Below are 17053 nucleotides of genomic sequence, written 5' to 3' on the forward strand. Positions count from 1 at the left end.
CTCGTTTCCGATATTCCGTGTGCCCGCAACACTTACCTTTGTGGAATAGTCATAAACTTGTGGTCAGGGCTCTATGACATCTCACGTCTCGCTCGGTTTGCCGGTCTCGCCGCGTGCTCGGGCACGCTCGGCGCGCGCAAACCTACAAGTGCAGCGGTCTCGAGAGTGCAGGATGCTTGCGACCCACGCGGGAAGGTTCCTGGGGTCGCACTGGGAAATGGCCTGCCGGCGAGGCGCGCAACACCGCTGACCCGCCACGTTCATCTCTTGGGTGTCTCATGCACCCAGTTCTCCGGAGCAGTATATTCTGAACAGCCGCAGGGCCGTCTGCAGCGTCAAGCGCTGATCAGGATGGCATGGGTCCAGGCCTGTGAGCTGTCTGACCTTGTTAAGCCGGTAGAGCACTGTGTTGTAGTGGGTGAAAAGGAGAGACGCGGTCTTCTTGGCGTTTCCGTTGGTCTGGAGGTAAGTCTCGAGGGTCTTCAGGAGCTGCCCACCTCGCGACGTGTCGTACGCTCTGAGAGGGTCCACCACCTCCTCGGCGAACTTCCTTTGTTCGTCTGTATCTGACTGAGCAAGGAGCAGCCGGTACACGCCCAAGGCCTCATAGTGGATATCGCGCCCTTCCCCGAATATGGCCCGGCCAAGCTCAAGCGCGGCCCTTGCCTCGCGGTACGTCCTCCAGATCCCCTCCACACCCTTCCCAAGGCGGCCGATACCGCACGTGACCGTCCACCGCTGGAGGTTCTTGCGGGCTCTCCTTATGATCCCATCGATCCAAGCCGCCACGTCCTGGCCGTCCGCCGCCTCGGGATGCAGGAAGAGGAGTATCCCGCTCGCGTGGCTCGTGAGTATGTGCCTCAACCTGTTTCTCCGACAGTAGTCCGCCAGAATCGTGGTGGCCTGGGCCTTGGCTAACTGGCAAGCTCGTTCGTTCTCGGCGATGTTCTCGAACCTGGCGGACGGCCTCGCGTCGAAGAGCGCCGCGACGTACTCGAGGCTGAGGTCCCAACCGAAGGTCCTTCCCCTCGCAACGAACTTCTCTTCGTCCGGCCGGTCCGTTGAGAACAGCTGATCCAGAAACTCGGTACGGTACTTCTGCTCCACCTGGACTAGACCGTGGTGCCGGAAGATGTCGAAAGAGATGAGCGGACAGAGTCGCTCAAGGTTCAGCAGGTCGAGCACAGTGAAGCTGGCGTCGAATTTCACGGCCTTAACCGACCCGAGCTGCTCTGCGGCGCTGGTCACGGGCACTCGAATGACCTCGGCCCTATAGCCGTCCACCTCCACTTGCTCTCTCTGGAAAGACAGAACGGTGCCCTCAATCGTATCGGTGAGCGTCTCCGTCGCCAGGAGCTCGCTCGGTCGATCCAGCAGTGCTCGCGTCAGCTCCTCGGTCCCCTTGCCCCAGCAGCTACCGGAGAGCGCCTTCCGGAGGTTGAGCGAATCCTCGACCAGCACCACCGCCTTAAGCAAGTCCGCCAAAGCCCTCGTGATCTCGTCGAGGCCGCCGCCTTCAAGGATGAGGTCCATGAACTTGCGGTGCACGGCCATGCCCATCTGCACGAACCTGGCTTGTCTGTTCACGATCTGCGCGAGCACCGCGGAAATGAGCTCAGAGAAGCTCACTTCGAGCGGCAGCTCGAGGAGCGGCAAGCCGTGCTCGTCCGCAGCGTCCACCATGTAAACGGGGACTGTGTCTATGTAACGCTTGGGTTTGAACGCCACAGCCGCCACGTTCTTGGCGGCGAGCCTGGGTAGGAGCGTCCTTTGAGCCTCCACGTCGTCCTTGATGGGGTAGCCGGTCGTGAGGAGGAGGTCTCCTTCCCTTATCCACTCCAGGATGTCCGGCACTTCCATGACGTTGACGTTGGTCACGACGCGGCCGAGCCCCTCGCGCCCACCTATCACCCTCGCTCCGGCGAATGCCGGGAGCGTAAGCACCTCCTCGACCGTTATGCCGACCTCGTGCAACACGGCCTACACACCTCGCACTGTGCGGCTGCGTCAACATACACGCGACCCTGCGTCTCGCCTCCGCTCCATCCTCCCCGGTCCAGCTGTTTGAGGGACTTCGACACGGCCTCTCATCTTTCCTTTCTTCCTCCATCATTGCTCCAGGACCCTCCCGCTCTTTCCGACAGGACGGCCTCCGGCGCCTCCGCCCGCCGAAACGAGATGAGAAGGAAAGGCGAGCTCGTAGCCTTGCCCTCTCGGCCCTACCCGCGAGGAATGACGAGCCGTGACTTGGGAAACCAGTCGCAAGTTGCCATAAAGCAGGCACCGAAAGTTTATGAACCATATCCAAAGGACACTCCTGCAACGTGAGTAATTAGTGTAGTGAACGCGTCGAAGTGTCGAACGGGTCGCACTCGGCACAAAGTCCGGCGGCGGATCCGGCGGATCCGTGGATGAGTGTCCGTAGAGCGCTCACGCCGCCTCAGGACCATGATCACACCAAGAGGAGGGTTTCGAGGATGATCGTAGACAAGCTTGAACAATCCCTGCGTCCGCCCGAAACAGCTATGCCTCCGTATCCGCCCAAGTACATAACGCTGGCGTCAGGTGAGAAGATGGTAGTCCACCAGGCCGGTCGAGAAGACGTTCCGCGTCTTCTCGAGGCCATAAGGCCCCTCATCACGGTTGAGAAGGACTTCTACGATATCGTGGCCGCGCGGTTCTATGCAGAGCTCCTCGGGTATCAGAGGTATCGAGTGAAGGACGAGTACGTCCTGGTGGGCACGATCGACGGGGTCATCGTCGGCGTCGTCAACGGTCGAATGGTCGACGACAAAGTGGGAATGTCGTATCACACCGTCGCCATAAAGCGTGGCCTCCGGATCGGGGCCCAGCTCTTCGCGGCCAAGATGGAATACCACATGGACTACCTCGGCCAACAGGAGGTGCTCATCGTCGCGGAAAGCCCCATAGGGTACCGACGGTGGATGATAGAGTACGAGCTCGAGAGCCGGCCAAGCACTTGGCACGAGCTCGGCGGGGTTCCGACGCACGTCCTCACCAAGGCCCTGTGGGAAAAGCACAAGCCCATGAAATGCACCGGCCGCCGCCCCGTGCCCGAGGAGATGCTCGAAGCGGCGAAGAAGCTGATTCTGCCGTCTGAGTACCCTCAGATCCCAGGTTTCAAGCGTTGACGACAAGGGCGTCGAGAAAGGTGGGATCGTGGTGAGGAAGGTTGGAATCGCCGGCGTTGGCCACACGAAGTTTGGGCGCGCCGAGGTCTCCCTCGTCGACATGCTTGCCCTCGCAGCACTGGAGGCTCTCGACGACGCCGGAATCAAGACGACGGAAGGACACGGTGTGGACCAGGTCTTCGTGGCGTCGATGGGCGCCGGGCTGCTCAACAGGCAGAGCAGCGTTGCGTCCGCTCTCGTGGACACACTCAACCTGCAACCCGCGATGGCCGAGACCGTCGAAAATGGCCCCGCCTCCGGCGCGTCCGCGGTCAAGCTCGGTTACATGGCCATCGCGAGCGGCATGTGCGACGTGGTCCTCGTGGTGGGCGGCGAGCTCATGCGCGTGGTGACCGGATGGGAAGCCACGGACTTCGTGGCCACAATGCTTCACCCTGACGCGGAGTACGCGTACGGCCTGACTCTTCCGGCGTTCGCGGGCATGTTCACGAGGCTCTACATGGACAAGTACGGGGTGACCGAGAAGGATCTCGCTCGCGTGGCTGTCAAGAACCACGAGCACGCGATGCACAACCCGGTGGCACATATACAGCTCGTCCCCAGCTTTCACGCGATAATCGAGGACGAGGACGCCCACGTCATCAACCCGTACGTTGCGGAGCCGCTCCGCGTGTACGACGTGTGTCCGGTGTCGGACGGCGCCGCCGCGCTGGTCCTCTGCGCCATGGAGCTTGCGGACCGGTTCCCGAAGAGACCGGTCCGGATCGCGGGGATCGGCCAAGCCACGGACACCCATGTCGTGGCGGAACGCGATGTGCCCACGGACCTGCTCGCAGTGCGTCTTGCCGCGCAGCGAGCGTTCGCCATGGCCGGCTTGAGACCCGAAGACATAGACGTGGCGGAGCTGCATGACGCGTTCACGATTCTCGAGATAGCCATCTCCGAAGAGGCAGGCCTCTTCCCGAGAGGCGAAGGCCACCTTGCCGCCCGCCGGGGAGAGACGCGCGTTGGCGGGAGGATTCCCATCAACACCTCGGGCGGCCTCAAGGCGAAAGGACATCCGCTCGGAGCTACCGGCGTCTCGCAGATCGTTGAGCTCGTGCGGCAGCTTCGCGGAGAAGCCGGCGGCCGGCAGGTCGAAGGCGCAAGGCACGGCTTGGCCGTCAACTTCGGCGGGTTCGGAAACAACGTGGTGACCACGATCGTGTCGAGGGAGGAGTGACCAAGCCATGGAGCCCAAAATGTACGCGTATAGATGCAGGGCGTGTGGGAGGCTCTTCCATCCCGCCCGAGCGGTCTGCCGCGAGTGCGGCGGCCGCGAGTTCGATGAGGTTCCCCTCGAGGGCGAGGGCACGCTCCTCACGTTCACAAGGGTGTACGCCCTTCCCGAGGGATACATGAAGCCGTGGCTCGGGTTCGGCATAGTGGAGTTCCCGAACGGCGTGCGCGTGTCGGGGCAAATGAACACGGAGGACCTTGCCATCGGCACAAGAGTCAGGGCGACGGTGGGCATGGTGAAGGAAGGCGTGGGCAGAGACTACTACGGCTTCATCTTCGAGAAATCACCCCAAGCATGAGCAAGGCGCGGCGCTATAGGGGGCAGGACGAGACACGCGCTTTGCCATTCAAGTAGCGAAGACACCGCGCGGGCGAACCTACCGGGGCCGCGCGTGCGCTGGCGAAATCATAGAACGTCCGCGCACGCGCCAGGCCCCGATTCACTTCGTTCGGGGATCCCAAGAGCGCACGGCAGGGGCATGGGAGCATGGCGAGGAGCACGGCGCGCAGCATGTTGGGTGAGCGCGCGGTTACAAAGCCTTTGGCCTGGACACATTATAGAGAGAAAGGGGGGCTTTCCATGGACTCGGCGCTTGCGGCAAGGGCTCTCGTGCTTGCCGCGTCTGCCATAGGCGCGGGGCTGGCGATGATAGCGGGCATCGGGCCCGGTGTGGGACAAGGGTTCGCTGCGGGCAAGGGCGCGGAAGCGGTCGGCCGCCAGCCCGAAGCTCAAGGCGAGATCATCAGGACGATGCTGCTGGGCGCGGCCATCGCCGAGACTACCGGAATATACGCGCTCGTCGTGGCCTTGATCCTGCTGTTCGCGAACCCGTTCCTCGGACTGCTGAGTTGACTTGCTCCGTGGGACCTTGGGGGGTCTTCATGCGGCTCAACTACACGTACGTCTTCCAGATACTCAACTTCGTCATCTTGTTCCTCCTCCTGCGCCGGTATTTCTTTGGTCCAGTGAAAGCGTACCTGGAGCAACGAGAGCGGTACGTCCACGATACCATTTCAGCGGCGGAGGCCGATAGAACGCGTGCCGCACGGCTGAAGGAAGAATCCCAGCTGGAGCTCTCCAGGGCTCGGACAGAAGCACAGGAGATCGTGCGGGAGGCGAGACGCGCCTCCGAGCAGATCCAGGCTCACGCCCGGAAGATCGCGACTGAAGAAGCCTCGCGCATCGTGGCGCGTGCGCGGGAGGAGATCTCTCGCGAGAAGGAGCAGGCCTTCCGGGAGGTACGCGAGCACGTCCTGGACCTCTCCGTCGCCGTCGCGTCTCGGGCCATCAGGGACGCCCTCGACCCCGAGACGCTGCGTCAGGTGGCATCCCAAGCCGCTCGTGACGTCATCTCCGGGGTACACGCCAGCGCACTCCGTGGGGGCAAGGTCTCATGATGGCGCTAGATCCCGGCATGCTTGCGAGAGCCCTGCTCTCCATAGCTAGAGAGCGCCTCGAACCCGAAACCGTTGCGGACGAGTTGGCGGAGGTAACAAGAATCCTGGCGTCCGTGCAGCCTCTCAGACGAACTCTCGCCGACCCCGGCATCCCTTCCGAAGAAAGGCGGCTCATCATCTCGGACGCCCTCGGTGACCTATTCTCACCCGTGACGCTCGGCCTTCTCGACTTGCTCGTAGACGAAAACCAGGTGGACTCCCTCGGAGCGGTGGCGAGGGGCTACCGAAGGCTGCTCGATGAGGACAAGGGGGTGGTTCGTGCGCGTGTGACGAGCGCCATCGAGCTTACGCCGGACGATGTGGCAGCGCTCCGGAAGGGCCTTGCCGAGAGGTTCGGAGGCCGCATCCTCCTTGAACAGGACGTAGACCCAGGGATATTGGGCGGCCTGATAGTTCAGGTCGGAGACACCGTGATCGACGGCAGCGTCCTGGGTCGGCTCCGCAGACTTCGCGATGAACTCGAGGCACCTCACGCATCAGGAGCTTTGCGACAGACCTCCAGGACCGCAACTGTGCGTGCGACAGGCACTTCCGCCGGAACGAGCGCGAATGCAAGGTCAGAGGCTGAAGAGACTGCGTCGTCGCACAAGTCGTGCGATCCGCCACCGCAACCGGGGAAGTGATGCGTTTGGAGCTTTCGCCGGAGGCTGTGGCAGCTTACATAAGGGATCGTCTAGCCGGGGTTCGTCCCGGAGTCGATGTGTTCACCCAAGGAACGGTGGTCGAGGTAGGCGATGGAATCGCGCGCATGTCCGGGCTGCGCGCCGCGATGCTCGGAGAGCTCGTGGAATTTCCCAGCGGGGCGATGGGGATAATACTCAATCTCGAAGAAGACACGGTTGGCGTCGCGCTTCTGGGTTCCGACGTGGACGTGAAAGAAGGCGACACTGCGCGGGGCACCGGCAGAGTCATAGACGTGCCTGTTGGAGAGGCCGTGATAGGGAGGGTCGTGAACGCTCTCGGCGTCCCGATCGACGGGAAAGGCCCGTTGGACGCGCCCGCGCGCCGTCCCGTGGAGCATCCTGCTCCAGGGATGGCCATGCGATCTCCAGTCTCGGAGCCGCTTCAGACAGGCATTCTCGCCCTGGACTCAATGATCCCGATCGGTCGCGGCCAGAGGGAACTCATCATAGGTGACAGGCAGACTGGGAAGACGGCCCTGGCCATCGATACCATCCTAAACCAGCGGGGCAAAGACGTCATCTGCATCTACGTGGCCATCGGCCAGAAACGGTCCACCATCGCTAAGCTGGTAAAGCTCTTCGAGGAAGAGGGCGCCATGGACTATACGACCGTCGTGGCGGCTTCCGCCAGCGAGCTCGCGCCGTTGCAGTACTTAGCTCCCTACACGGGCTGCGCCATGGCCGAGGAGTTCATGTACTCCGGCCGGCACGCGCTCATAGTATACGATGACCTCTCCAAGCACGCCATCGCTTACAGGGCAACGTCCCTCCTTCTCAGGCGCCCGCCCGGCAGAGAAGCGTTTCCCGGCGACGTCTTCTACCTCCACTCGAGACTCCTCGAGCGGTCGGCGAAGTTGGCCCCTGAGCTCGGCGGCGGCTCCATGACCGCAATCCCCATAGTCGAGACGCTGGCCGGCGATGTGTCGGCCTACATACCGACCAACGTGATATCCATCACCGACGGACAGATATACCTCGAGAGCGAGCTGTTCTTCTCGGGGGTGAGGCCAGCGGTGAACGTTGGTCTCTCCGTATCGCGAGTCGGCGGTGAAGCCCAGATACCAGCCATGAAGAGAGTCGCGGGGAGGTTGCGCCTGGATCTCGCGCAGTACCGCGAGCTGGCTGAGTTCGCTCAGTTCGGCACGGAGCTTGACGCCAAGACCAGAGTCAGGCTGGAGCTGGGGAAACGTATCGTCGAGATCCTGAAGCAACCGCAGTACGAGCCGATGCCTGTCGAGGACCAGGTCATGCTCATATTCGCCGTCGTCCGCCGACATCTCGATGACGTGCCGGTCGAGGCCATCGCCGCTTTCAAGACTGAGTTCGTCGAGCACGTGCACAGGACCCGCCCGGACATTCCTCAAGCGATCGCCTCGGGAAAGGACCTTGACCACGACCTCGAGGCGCGTCTCGCATCGGCGATAGCGGAGTTCAAGCGGACTTTCGTGCCGAAAGGCGTGAAGGGACCGGTTGAGACCTCTCCCAGGAAGGCTCAAGGAGCGTTGGAGAGCCAGGTAATCGAAGGAGCGTGATCATGCATCATGGAGGAGCTCCGCGACCTTCGCCGCAGAATACGCAGCGTTCGAAGCACGCAACACATCACCCGAGCGATGTCTCTCGTGGCCTCCACTCGGTTGCGACGCGTTGAGAGGCTCGTGGAACCCGCTCGCGAATACGCCGCGATGCTCAAGGGCGTCGTCCGAGACATAGCCGCCCGGACCCCGGAGTGGGCCCACCCTCTCCTAGCGCCCGGAGAGGGCACGGCCAGAGGTCTCTTGGTCATCACTTCCGATCGGGGTCTCGCAGGCGCGTACAATGCGGACGTGCTGCGCGAAGCGATGCGCTTTTTCGGAACAGCGGATCTCGCGCGACACGACCTCGTCGTGGTCGTCGCGGGAAGGAAGGGCCGGGACTTCCTCATCAAGCGGGGCTTTCACCCTGTCAGCGAGTACGTCCCCCTGCCAGAGATGCCCGAGGAGTCGCTCTCCCGTCGCATCGCCCTGGACCTGCTCACGCGATATTCCGAGGGCGCAGCACGCTCCGTCCACATGGTGTTCGCAAGGTTTGTTTCCCGTGGTTCGTACCTCCCCTGCACCGAGCGACTTCTACCCATCAGCGAGAGCCGCGCCCGGCGCAGCGAGGAAGCACAAGGCTCGGACATCGACTACAAGAACGATGAAGACGACAGGGTTGAGCCGGGCGAAAGAACCGACCTTGCCATGAATGAAGATGGCCCTGGTAGCTCGGATCTGCAGTATGTATACGAGCCTTCACCCGAGTCCGTGCTCGACGTGCTCTTTCCTCATTACCTCGCGTCCGCGGTGTACGCAGCCCTCGTTGAGGCCAAGGCGAGCGAGTTCGCCGCGAGGACGGTCGCCATGGACTCGGCCACCGACAACGCTGGGGAACTCATCGAAGGGCTCACCCTCGCCTATAACCGGGCAAGGCAAACCGAGATAACCCAGGAGATCTCGGAGATCGCCGCCGGGGCGAAGAGCCTCCGCTGACCCAAGATCTGTCGATGGCCGTAAGGCCCTAAGGAGGTGTGACCAAAGTGGCCGGAATCCCCAGCTGCCCAGGTGAGCCCGAACGCCGGGACGAGCGCGGGCATGCAACCGGACGCGTCGTGCAGATCATCGGTCCGGTGGTCGACGTCGAGTTCCCGGAGCACGACATCCCCGAGATATACACGGCTCTCACGATCGAAGGCCCCCCGCGCCGGGCCCCGGAAAGCGGGCCATACGATGAAAGCCCGGGCGAGCCTACCCGCGTTACACTGGAGGTCATGCATCACATAGGAAGAGGGCGTGTCCGCGCCATCGCGATGTCGTCCACCGAGGGTCTCACTCGAGGAATGGTGGTCACCAATACCGGCGCTCCGATGAAAGTGCCCGTGGGCCGCGGCACTCTTGGCCGGGCTTTCAACGTGCTCGGCCAGCCGATAGACGGTCTGGCCATGCCGGAGAACGTCGAGCTCTGGCCGATTCACAGACCATCGCCGGAGCTAACCGAGCAGTGGACCGGAAACGAGATACTCGAGACCGGCATCAAGGTAATCGATCTCCTCGCGCCGTACCCACGCGGCGGGAAGGTTGGTCTTTTCGGCGGAGCCGGTGTCGGGAAAACGGTGCTGATCATGGAGCTGATCCGCAACATTGCCGTGGAGCATGGGGGGTTCTCCGTATTCGCGGGAATCGGAGAACGCACCCGCGAAGGGAACGACCTGTGGTTGCAGATGAAGGCGTCAGGCGTCCTGGAGAAAACTGCCTTAGTCTTCGGTCAGATGAACGAACCCCCCGGAGCCCGCTTCCGGGTGGGACTGGCGGGACTCACCATGGCAGAGTACTTTCGCGATGTAGAGGGCCAGGACGTGCTTCTGTTCATAGACAACATATTCCGTTACATCCAAGCGGGCAGGGAGATCTCCGCCCTCCTCGGAAGGATGCCAGCCGCAGTCGGGTATCAGCCCACCCTCGCCGTGGAAGTCGGCATGCTGGAGGAGAGGATCACATCGACAGCCCGGGGTTCCATCACCTCGGTCCAGGCTGTCTTCGTGCCCGCGGACGACATCACCGACCCTGCGCCCGCCACCGCTTTCGCCCACTTGGACGCGACAACGGTGCTCTCCAGGAGCATCGCAGAGCTAGGGCTGTACCCCGCTGTCGACCCCCTGGACTCCACCTCGCGCGTTTTGGACCCGCGGGTCGTGGGGGACGACCATTACAATGTGGCGCGGGGTGTACAGAGCGTGTTGCAGCGCTACAGGGAGCTCAAGGACATCATAGCCATCTTGGGGATGGACGAGCTTTCGGACGAAGACAAGCTCATCGTGAGCAGGGCGCGGAAGGTGCAAAGGTTCCTCACCCAACCGCTATTCGTCGCCGAAGCGTTCACGGGCGAACCGGGGCGGTACGTCCCCATACGCGAGACCGTGGAAGGCTTTGGGCGCATCATCCGAGGAGAACTGGACGACGTGCCCGAACAAGCCTTCTACATGATTGGAACGATCGACGAAGCTCTCAAACCGTCCAAATCCTGAGTCGCGCGGAACGAGCGCAATCACGAGGGGCGTGGAGACGTGGACGGCTTTCAACTGCGTGTTCTCACCCGGCGAAGGACCGTTCTGGCAACCCAAGCTACCTCTATTCTGGTCCCCGGGTCCGAGGGAGACTTCCAGGTGCTCCGCAACCACGCACCAACGGTGTCTGCCATGAGGCCGGGCAGGCTCGTCGTGGACTTTGACGGCGCGCGGGAAAGCATCGAGGTGACAGGCGGCTTCGTCATAGTCAGGCCCGACCGCGTTGACGTGCTCCTCGATTTCGAAGACCTCAAGCCTGGATGACGCGGTTCCGGCCCTCCCGCTTCCCGCGATAGCAAGCCATGTCTGCGAGATATATGAGGTCCTTCTGAGTCTTGGCGTCAGTGGGGTACGTCGCGACCCCCACAGTGACTGTCACGCGCCCGCTCGGTATACGATCCTCGTCTGGGAACGGGTACGCCTCGACCCTCTCCCTTATCTTCTCGGCTACCCGGAGCGCCTGCGTCTTGTGAGCCTCGAGGAGCACGACCACGAACTCCTCCCCGCCGTACCTCGCCACTATGTCTGTCGATCGAACCGATCTCGTCAGGAGTCTCGCCACAGCTTTCAGAGCGGCGTCGCCCGCAGGATGACCCAACACATCGTTGTACTGCTTGAAGTCGTCGATGTCCACCATGAGCAGGGAAAGGTACCGTCCGTACCGTTCGCACCTCGCGAGTTCCTCGGCAAGCCTCTCCTGGAAGTGCCGGTGGTTGAACAGACCGGTGACCGAGTCTGTGATAGCCAGCCTTTCGGCTATTTGGTGCAGCCTAGTCACCTCGGCAAGCTGCCTGTCGAGCTTGGCGTTGACCCGTCTGAGCTCCGCCTCGCTCTTCTCGAGCAGCTCGTTCTTAGCTTGGAGTTCCCGGTACAACCTCGCGTTCTCTATGGCGATGGCCGCCTGCGTGCCGATGGTGCACATGATCCTCAAGTGGCCCTCCTCGAAGCGCTGGGTATAGCTCTGAACGGACATCACGCCGATAACCCTGTTCTGCACCGACAACGGCACGGCGATCACGGAGAGCGGCATGTCCCCCAAGGTGATGGCTTCGGCCGGAGCACGCTCCATGTCCATAGACGAATCCCTTATGAAGAGAGGCTCGCCTGATCTTATGACCCACTCAGTGAGGCCCCGGCCCGTCGGATACGGCCGTGTGAAACTTGCGACGCGAACGCCATGGTCCACGACCATCTCGAACCTTATCACTGAGGCCTGCTCGTCAAAAAGGGCAACGAAGAACGATTCGTTGCCGATTATCGCCGCCACCTGCTCGTACATCACTTCGAGGAGCGCAGGGAGGTGGAGGACTGATGTGGTTGCCACGGCCACCTTGTGTATGCTCACCATCTCCGCGGCGGACCGGCGAGCTTCTTCAGTCTGACGGCGCAGCTCCTCTTCGAGCCGTTTCCTCTGGGTCACGTCGCGAACGACTCCCTGGATCGCCACAGCGGTTCCTTCCCTCTTCAAGCCGCTCGTGTTGATCTGGCAGAACACCGACTTGCCCTCGCGTCCGACCAGCTCCACGTCGAGCATCTGACAGTCTCCCGACACACCTTCGGGGGAGAGAGCTGCAGCGATTTCATCATGGCTTGTTCTCGCCACGATCTCGAAGATCTTCCGACCGATGAGCTCGTGAGCAGCGTATCCGAGCATCGCGGCCAGGGGCTCGTTCACGTACGTTATCGCGCCGCCCATGTCCGCGACGAACATCCCGTCGCTAGCGTTCTCTATGAGCTGCCTGTACTTGGCTTCCGACTCGGAGAGATCCCTGATGGTAGCCCTCACCTTCCTGGTGAGAGCCCTGTTGGCCCCGATCGTGCCGAGGATGACGAAGACGAGCGCTGCGAAGATGGTGGCTGCCACGAAGACAGCCATGGACATCTGCCGGGGCGTCGGGGAAAGCCCTCCCTCGAAAGGCATGGCGAGGGTGAGACCGAACGTGGAAGCGGGGCAACCCGCCACCATCCCCGGACAAAGGAACGAGAACGTCAATACCACGGCTGATCCGGGCATCACCGCCACCCCCGTGGCCCCGATATCCCGAGACACAGTCGAAGCTGCACTTCCGCCCTACTTCGCGGGCATCCTGCCGGTCTGCCTCAGGTAGTCGAAGAAGGACTCCTGGTCAGCGAACACCTTTGTGCAGTGGAATTTCAAGAAGGGGCTCACGCGTTCCTTGAAAATCGCGTAAACCTCTTTGTTGTTCGTAGAGCCGTAGATGATCTCGCAGAGCACCCCCGGAGACGTCTTGTCCGTGGGGTAGTACACGACTACCATGTCGCTCTGGTCGATCAGCATGTAGTCGCGGATGACCGTCTGATCAGCTATCTCGCCCTTCTCTGACGGCGTGATGCCGAACTCCGGACCTATCTCGGAAAGACTGTAGCTCCTCGACTCGCCCTTTCCCGTCCCGTACGTGAGCTCGGTATCCTCGACTGCAAGCGGGTCGAAGACCTCGAAGTGCTCCCGCAGCCTGTCCCTGAACTCCCTCACTTCCTGCATTTTCACCGAGTCGTTGTGCATCAGGGTGATGGGGAAGCTCAAGTATACCTTGGGCACCTCCGGTTTGAACATGAGGTCGTAGAGGGTGGTCGGAGGCTGGCCCACCGCCACGACGTAGTGGGGTTTTCGCTGGTACGACGCCATCATCTTCGTGACGAAGATCTCTTCGTCGCGCCAGATCAGGATGTCTTTCAGCGAGAGCCGCCCCTTCCACACGGGCGACTCATCCAGCCTTTTCGACACGTTGAGGATGCTATCGATGACCGTCACGTAGAGATCGGGTTTCAGTTCGTTCAGGTAGTGCACATCGAAAGCAGGCATGAGGTAGTTCTTCCACCGGAAGCACCCATGGGTAGATATCACGCAGTTCTCCACCTTCTCCGCTTTCTTGAGGATCTCCTCGAACACAGCGGCCCGGAGAGACCTCAGCGTGGACGGAGAGAGATCCAAGATCTTCTCAGGACTCGTAGGACTCTCCAGTTCGTCAGCCTTCTTGAACATCAGATCGCCCACGTTGAAGAGGTGGACCTTCCTGCCAAGCGCCTCAGACGCGGCAAGGGCCCCCTTTAGGTACTCGAGCTTCCCTGAGCCACTGGTGCCCGTGCAGATTGCCTTCACCCAAACCCCTCCAGACGAGGAGGTTCGACGCCAATCGGCGGACTCCTCTCCCATCGTCGACCATCGCGGTCTCAGCCCGCGAAGCGCTCCAACACCAGTGCGATGAACTTGACGCCCTCAAGGAAATCAGACACCCTGATGTTCTCGTCGGGCCCATGCACGCGAGATTCCGGGTTCGCCACGCCCACTCCCACGGCAGGCGTGCCGAACTGTGCAGCCACCTGGTACATCGGACCGGTGCCCGGGGACGTCGGGTATAGCGATGGTTCCTTCCCGGTAAGCTCCAGCCCGGCCTCTTTGATCACCTTCACTATGCGTGACTCCGGATCCGTTCTCACAGGGCGTTCCGCGCCGAGCCAAGTCACGCGGAAGTCTCCGCAGCCCTTTGCACTCAGATAGGCCTCGAACTTCCTCGCAATGTCCTCAGGCTCCTGATTGGGCACGAGACGCATGTCCAGCTTGGCCACTGCCTTGCTGGGGAGAACGGTCTTTGAGCCCGGTCCCTCATAGCCTGACGAAAGACCGCAAACGTTGCACGTCGGTTCGAAGTAGAGCCGCCTCAGGACGTCCTTGCCTGCAAGACCCAGCACGAACCCGTTGATTCCGAACGATCTCGCCAGACGATCGGAGCTCGTGGTCAGCTTCTCGACAAGCTCGATCTCCGCCTGGTTGGGCTGCTGGACATCTTCGTAGAATCCGGGGATGAGTATCTCCTCCCTTTCGTTCTTGAGGGAACTCAACGCCCACACAAGCCTCCACGCTGGGTTCGGAGCAACGGCCGCAAGCGAGGAATGCAGGTCATGGCTGCCACCCTCTACTTCTATGTGAGCGTAGCAGAGGCCTTTGCAGCCCAGAGTGACCTCCAGCCTTCCCTCCTCGTCGCGGCTGCCTGTCTCCCAGACGCACGCGTCAGCACGGAACGCCTCCGGATGCTCCTTCGCGTAACGGTCGAGGGTGGGACTGCCTATCTCCTCTTCACCCTCGACGACAAACTTCAAGGTCACGGGGAGTTCCCCCCTGACCTTGATGAAGGCCTCAGCCGCCCTCACACGCGCAGCAAGGTCTCCTTTGTTGTCAGCGGCACCACGCGCGTATATCCTCCCACCGTCGATCTCGGCGCCAAACGGGTCATGTCGCCACGCGTCCAGCGGCTCCGGCGGCTGGACGTCATAATGGTTATAGAAGAGAAGCGTTCTTTCCTGAGCCCCCGGTATCTCCGCCGTGACAAGCGGTGCTGCCCCCCCTATACGGAGCACCTGGACCCTTGCGCCCACGGACGAGAACATTCGCTCGACCATCCTCGCCGTGTCCTCAACGCCTTTGTTCTGCGCGGATATGCTGGGCTGTCGCAAGAGGGTTTGGAGGTCCCTCACGAACTCGGGCGCGTGCTTATCCACGTAATCGAAGACGTCTTTCATCCGAGCCTTGCCCTCCCCGATGCTGAGTGACCCGAGCGGCCGCTGATTCCGGCGGAAAGGACGCCGCCGCGACGGCGAAGCCAGTAAACGCCCGCCGAAACCGCCGCAAGAGCCGGTGACGATACGCCTACCGCCGTCGTTTGGAGCAAGTCAACGCAATACTTGAACGCTCTGTGAAGATCTGGCAGGTGGTGAGTGAACCTCACGCCTTCAACTCCCACGAAACACGCTACTTGGAGGACAAGAGCGAGCACAATCGAATAGACGCAAGCCAAGCCAGCAAGGAAAGCGTCAAGAGGCCGCGCTCGCTCCTCGCGCGCAAGCCACCACCCCGAGACCGCCGCCGCCAGAGTTCCGCACACGATCGAGTCGACCATCCTCCACATGAAGAACGGTGTGACCTCGCTTTCGGCGTGGAAGACGCTCATAGAGAACGCTACACCCTTCGCGAGCACTAGACCGTAGTACGCGGCGAAGTACAAAGCCGACCCAATCACGGGGACCTTGAGATTTGCTACGCGTCCGCCCACTATGAGCGCAAGTCCCCACACGAGCCCGCCTACCAGGGTGAGAAGCGCCGGCACACTCACAAGCCGCTTTGCTCCAAGAAGACGCCGACGCGCGCCGGAGATCGCCCTCAATGCCTGGCTGTCTATCTCTGAGGCAAGCTCTGTCGCCTCTTCGTATTTGCCGTCGTTGTGAAGGAGGACCGCGTTGGAGATCGGCTCGAGCGCCTGCGGACGCATCCCGAGCTCGCGCACGTATTCCTTAGCGAAAGCGCTTCTCGCCTCAGCCTGCCTTATGGACCTCTCGGCGACCACGTGCGAGGGCGCGTCCAAAGCTTCGAAGAGGACTCTTCCCTGAGAGTGGACGGGAACAGGAACACCAAGTAGTGCGGCGCACGTCGCAGCCACGTCCTCATGTCGCGCAGGCATCCACGAGAGCTCCGCCCCTGGCTCTTCGGGCGTCACGATTCCTGCCCCGGCCGCGACGAACGGAACCCGGATGACGTCTTCCTCCCATCCCCCATGTCCGCCTCTCGGCGTGTGACCGTGGTCAGACGTCACGATCATCGTATCGTTTGTGAAGTCGAGGTTCGCTACGATCTTCCCTATCCTCGCGTCCACCGCGGCAGACGCCGCGGCATAAGCCGAGCTTGCAGCGCCGGCGGCGTGCCCGGCGGCGTCCACCGACGAAAAGTGCACGACGAGGAAGCCTGCGTCATCCCTCTCGATCTCCGCCAGTGCCGCGCGCAGGATGTCGTCGTCGGCCTTCGCGTTCCCGGAGGCGTCGTGCGCCGCGGGGGTTGTGACGTACGTCGCATCCGCGATCGCCGCGCCAAGGAGACCCTTCCAATCCTGGCTCGCGACCAGCGCGGTCCTGACCCCCGCCCTTTGTGCGGCCTTGAACAGGTTATCCACCGGAACAGCGCCATCGTATGCATTGGTCGTCACCCCGGAGATCTCCGGTGGCGCTCCGGTGAGAAGCGTGGTCCATCCGGGATAGGAGAAGGACGGTTGATGGACGAGGAGCGAGAAAGCCGCGCCTCGGCTTCCGATGTCCTTGAGGACAGGCATGTCATCGACGCCGATGAACCCCAGCCCATCCACTATCACGAAGACCAACCTTCTCGTCAGACGCGAGGTGGGCTCCCCTGGCTCGATCGCGAAACTGTACGGGCTCTTGTAGCCCACCACGTCCTCGAGCCCCAAAGTGGAGAACCGCCACGACACAACCCCGAGGCACATGATCACGGCAAAGGCAAACACGATCGTGACGGGTCCGGGTCCCGCGCCCGAAAACCTCAGGCCCCAAATACGTCTTGGAGTATGCCCAACCGCGCCCGCCATGGGAATCATCACCTC

The 17053-nt window shown here is 62.0% G+C and carries 15 protein-coding genes; 10 read left to right on the forward strand and 5 right to left on the reverse strand.

What is annotated here, in order from left to right:
• Positions 1-276 precede the first annotated feature (276 nt).
• Positions 277-1977, reverse strand: a complete 1701-nt coding sequence (locus NUW12_04995) for a PucR family transcriptional regulator ligand-binding domain-containing protein (protein MCR4402128.1) — start codon at positions 1975-1977, stop codon at positions 277-279.
• Between the two features lie 500 nt (positions 1978-2477).
• Between NUW12_04995 and NUW12_05000 the strand changes: the two genes are divergently transcribed.
• The 10 genes from NUW12_05000 to NUW12_05045 all read left to right on the forward strand — a co-directional run bounded on the left by NUW12_05000 (position 2478) and on the right by NUW12_05045 (position 10913).
• Complete coding sequence (locus tag NUW12_05000; protein ID MCR4402129.1) at positions 2478-3152, forward strand: hypothetical protein; 675 nt, start codon at positions 2478-2480, stop codon at positions 3150-3152.
• 31 nt (positions 3153-3183) lie between these two features.
• Entirely contained in the window at positions 3184-4374 is a 1191-nt protein-coding gene (locus NUW12_05005) for an acetyl-CoA acetyltransferase (protein MCR4402130.1), read from the forward strand.
• Positions 4375-4381: 7 nt separating this feature from the next.
• The gene (locus NUW12_05010; protein MCR4402131.1) at positions 4382-4729 is read left to right on the forward strand and encodes a zinc ribbon domain-containing protein; all 348 of its coding nucleotides are present in this window, start codon (positions 4382-4384) and stop codon (positions 4727-4729) included.
• A gap of 281 nt (positions 4730-5010) precedes the next feature.
• Positions 5011-5283, forward strand: coding sequence for an ATP synthase F0 subunit C (gene atpE, locus NUW12_05015; GenBank protein ID MCR4402132.1), 273 nt, complete (start codon positions 5011-5013; stop codon positions 5281-5283).
• Between the two features lie 29 nt (positions 5284-5312).
• Positions 5313-5828: a F0F1 ATP synthase subunit B gene (gene atpF, locus NUW12_05020; protein MCR4402133.1), complete on the forward strand. Its 516-nt coding sequence runs from the start codon at positions 5313-5315 to the stop codon at positions 5826-5828.
• Entirely contained in the window at positions 5825-6511 is a 687-nt protein-coding gene (gene atpH, locus NUW12_05025) for an ATP synthase F1 subunit delta (protein ID MCR4402134.1), read from the forward strand. The genes atpF and atpH overlap by 4 nt, the downstream gene beginning before the upstream one ends.
• A 5-nt stretch (positions 6512-6516) precedes the next feature.
• Positions 6517-8103: a F0F1 ATP synthase subunit alpha gene (gene atpA / locus NUW12_05030; GenBank protein MCR4402135.1), complete on the forward strand. Its 1587-nt coding sequence runs from the start codon at positions 6517-6519 to the stop codon at positions 8101-8103.
• A 9-nt stretch (positions 8104-8112) separates the two neighbouring features.
• Complete coding sequence (atpG, locus tag NUW12_05035; GenBank protein MCR4402136.1) at positions 8113-9078, forward strand: ATP synthase F1 subunit gamma; 966 nt, start codon at positions 8113-8115, stop codon at positions 9076-9078.
• A 56-nt stretch (positions 9079-9134) separates the two neighbouring features.
• Positions 9135-10610, forward strand: a complete 1476-nt coding sequence (atpD, locus tag NUW12_05040) for a F0F1 ATP synthase subunit beta (protein MCR4402137.1) — start codon at positions 9135-9137, stop codon at positions 10608-10610.
• A gap of 39 nt (positions 10611-10649) precedes the next feature.
• Positions 10650-10913 carry a F0F1 ATP synthase subunit epsilon gene (locus NUW12_05045; GenBank protein MCR4402138.1) on the forward strand — a complete coding sequence of 88 codons (264 nt, stop codon included), beginning with the start codon at positions 10650-10652 and terminating at the stop codon, positions 10911-10913.
• Here NUW12_05045 and NUW12_05050 read toward each other — a convergent pair.
• From NUW12_05050 to NUW12_05065, 4 genes are all read right to left on the reverse strand, one after another.
• Positions 10900-12663 carry a diguanylate cyclase gene (locus NUW12_05050; protein MCR4402139.1) on the reverse strand — a complete coding sequence of 588 codons (1764 nt, stop codon included), beginning with the start codon at positions 12661-12663 and terminating at the stop codon, positions 10900-10902. The two genes, NUW12_05045 and NUW12_05050, sit on opposite strands and share 14 nt — an antisense overlap.
• A 57-nt stretch (positions 12664-12720) precedes the next feature.
• Positions 12721-13770 carry an AAA family ATPase gene (locus NUW12_05055; protein ID MCR4402140.1) on the reverse strand — a complete coding sequence of 350 codons (1050 nt, stop codon included), beginning with the start codon at positions 13768-13770 and terminating at the stop codon, positions 12721-12723.
• 71 nt (positions 13771-13841) lie between these two features.
• Entirely contained in the window at positions 13842-15188 is a 1347-nt protein-coding gene (locus NUW12_05060) for a M20/M25/M40 family metallo-hydrolase (GenBank protein ID MCR4402141.1), read from the reverse strand.
• Positions 15185-17038, reverse strand: a complete 1854-nt coding sequence (locus NUW12_05065; protein MCR4402142.1) for an alkaline phosphatase family protein — start codon at positions 17036-17038, stop codon at positions 15185-15187. The genes NUW12_05060 and NUW12_05065 overlap by 4 nt, the downstream gene beginning before the upstream one ends.
• Between the last annotated feature and the right edge of the window lie 15 nt (positions 17039-17053).

It is taken from the genome of Bacillota bacterium (genome assembly GCA_024653485.1).
GTDB lineage: Bacteria > Bacillota > SHA-98 > UBA4971 > UBA4971 > UBA6256.

Excerpts from the sequence above, each read along its gene's own strand:
- NUW12_05065 (MCR4402142.1), bottom strand. The coding sequence starts at position 17,038 with ATGGCGGGCGCGGTTGGGCATACTCCAAGACGTATTTGGGGCCTGAGG.
- atpE (MCR4402132.1), top strand. The coding sequence starts at position 5,011 with ATGGACTCGGCGCTTGCGGCAAGGGCTCTCGTGCTTGCCGCGTCTGCC.
- atpG (MCR4402136.1), top strand. The coding sequence starts at position 8,113 with ATGGAGGAGCTCCGCGACCTTCGCCGCAGAATACGCAGCGTTCGAAGC.
- NUW12_05060 (MCR4402141.1), bottom strand. The coding sequence starts at position 15,188 with ATGAAAGACGTCTTCGATTACGTGGATAAGCACGCGCCCGAGTTCGTG.
- NUW12_05010 (MCR4402131.1), top strand. The coding sequence starts at position 4,382 with ATGGAGCCCAAAATGTACGCGTATAGATGCAGGGCGTGTGGGAGGCTC.
- atpH (MCR4402134.1), top strand. The coding sequence starts at position 5,825 with ATGATGGCGCTAGATCCCGGCATGCTTGCGAGAGCCCTGCTCTCCATA.
- atpF (MCR4402133.1), top strand. The coding sequence starts at position 5,313 with ATGCGGCTCAACTACACGTACGTCTTCCAGATACTCAACTTCGTCATC.
- NUW12_05000 (MCR4402129.1), top strand. The coding sequence starts at position 2,478 with ATGATCGTAGACAAGCTTGAACAATCCCTGCGTCCGCCCGAAACAGCT.
- NUW12_05050 (MCR4402139.1), bottom strand. The coding sequence starts at position 12,663 with ATGCCCGGATCAGCCGTGGTATTGACGTTCTCGTTCCTTTGTCCGGGG.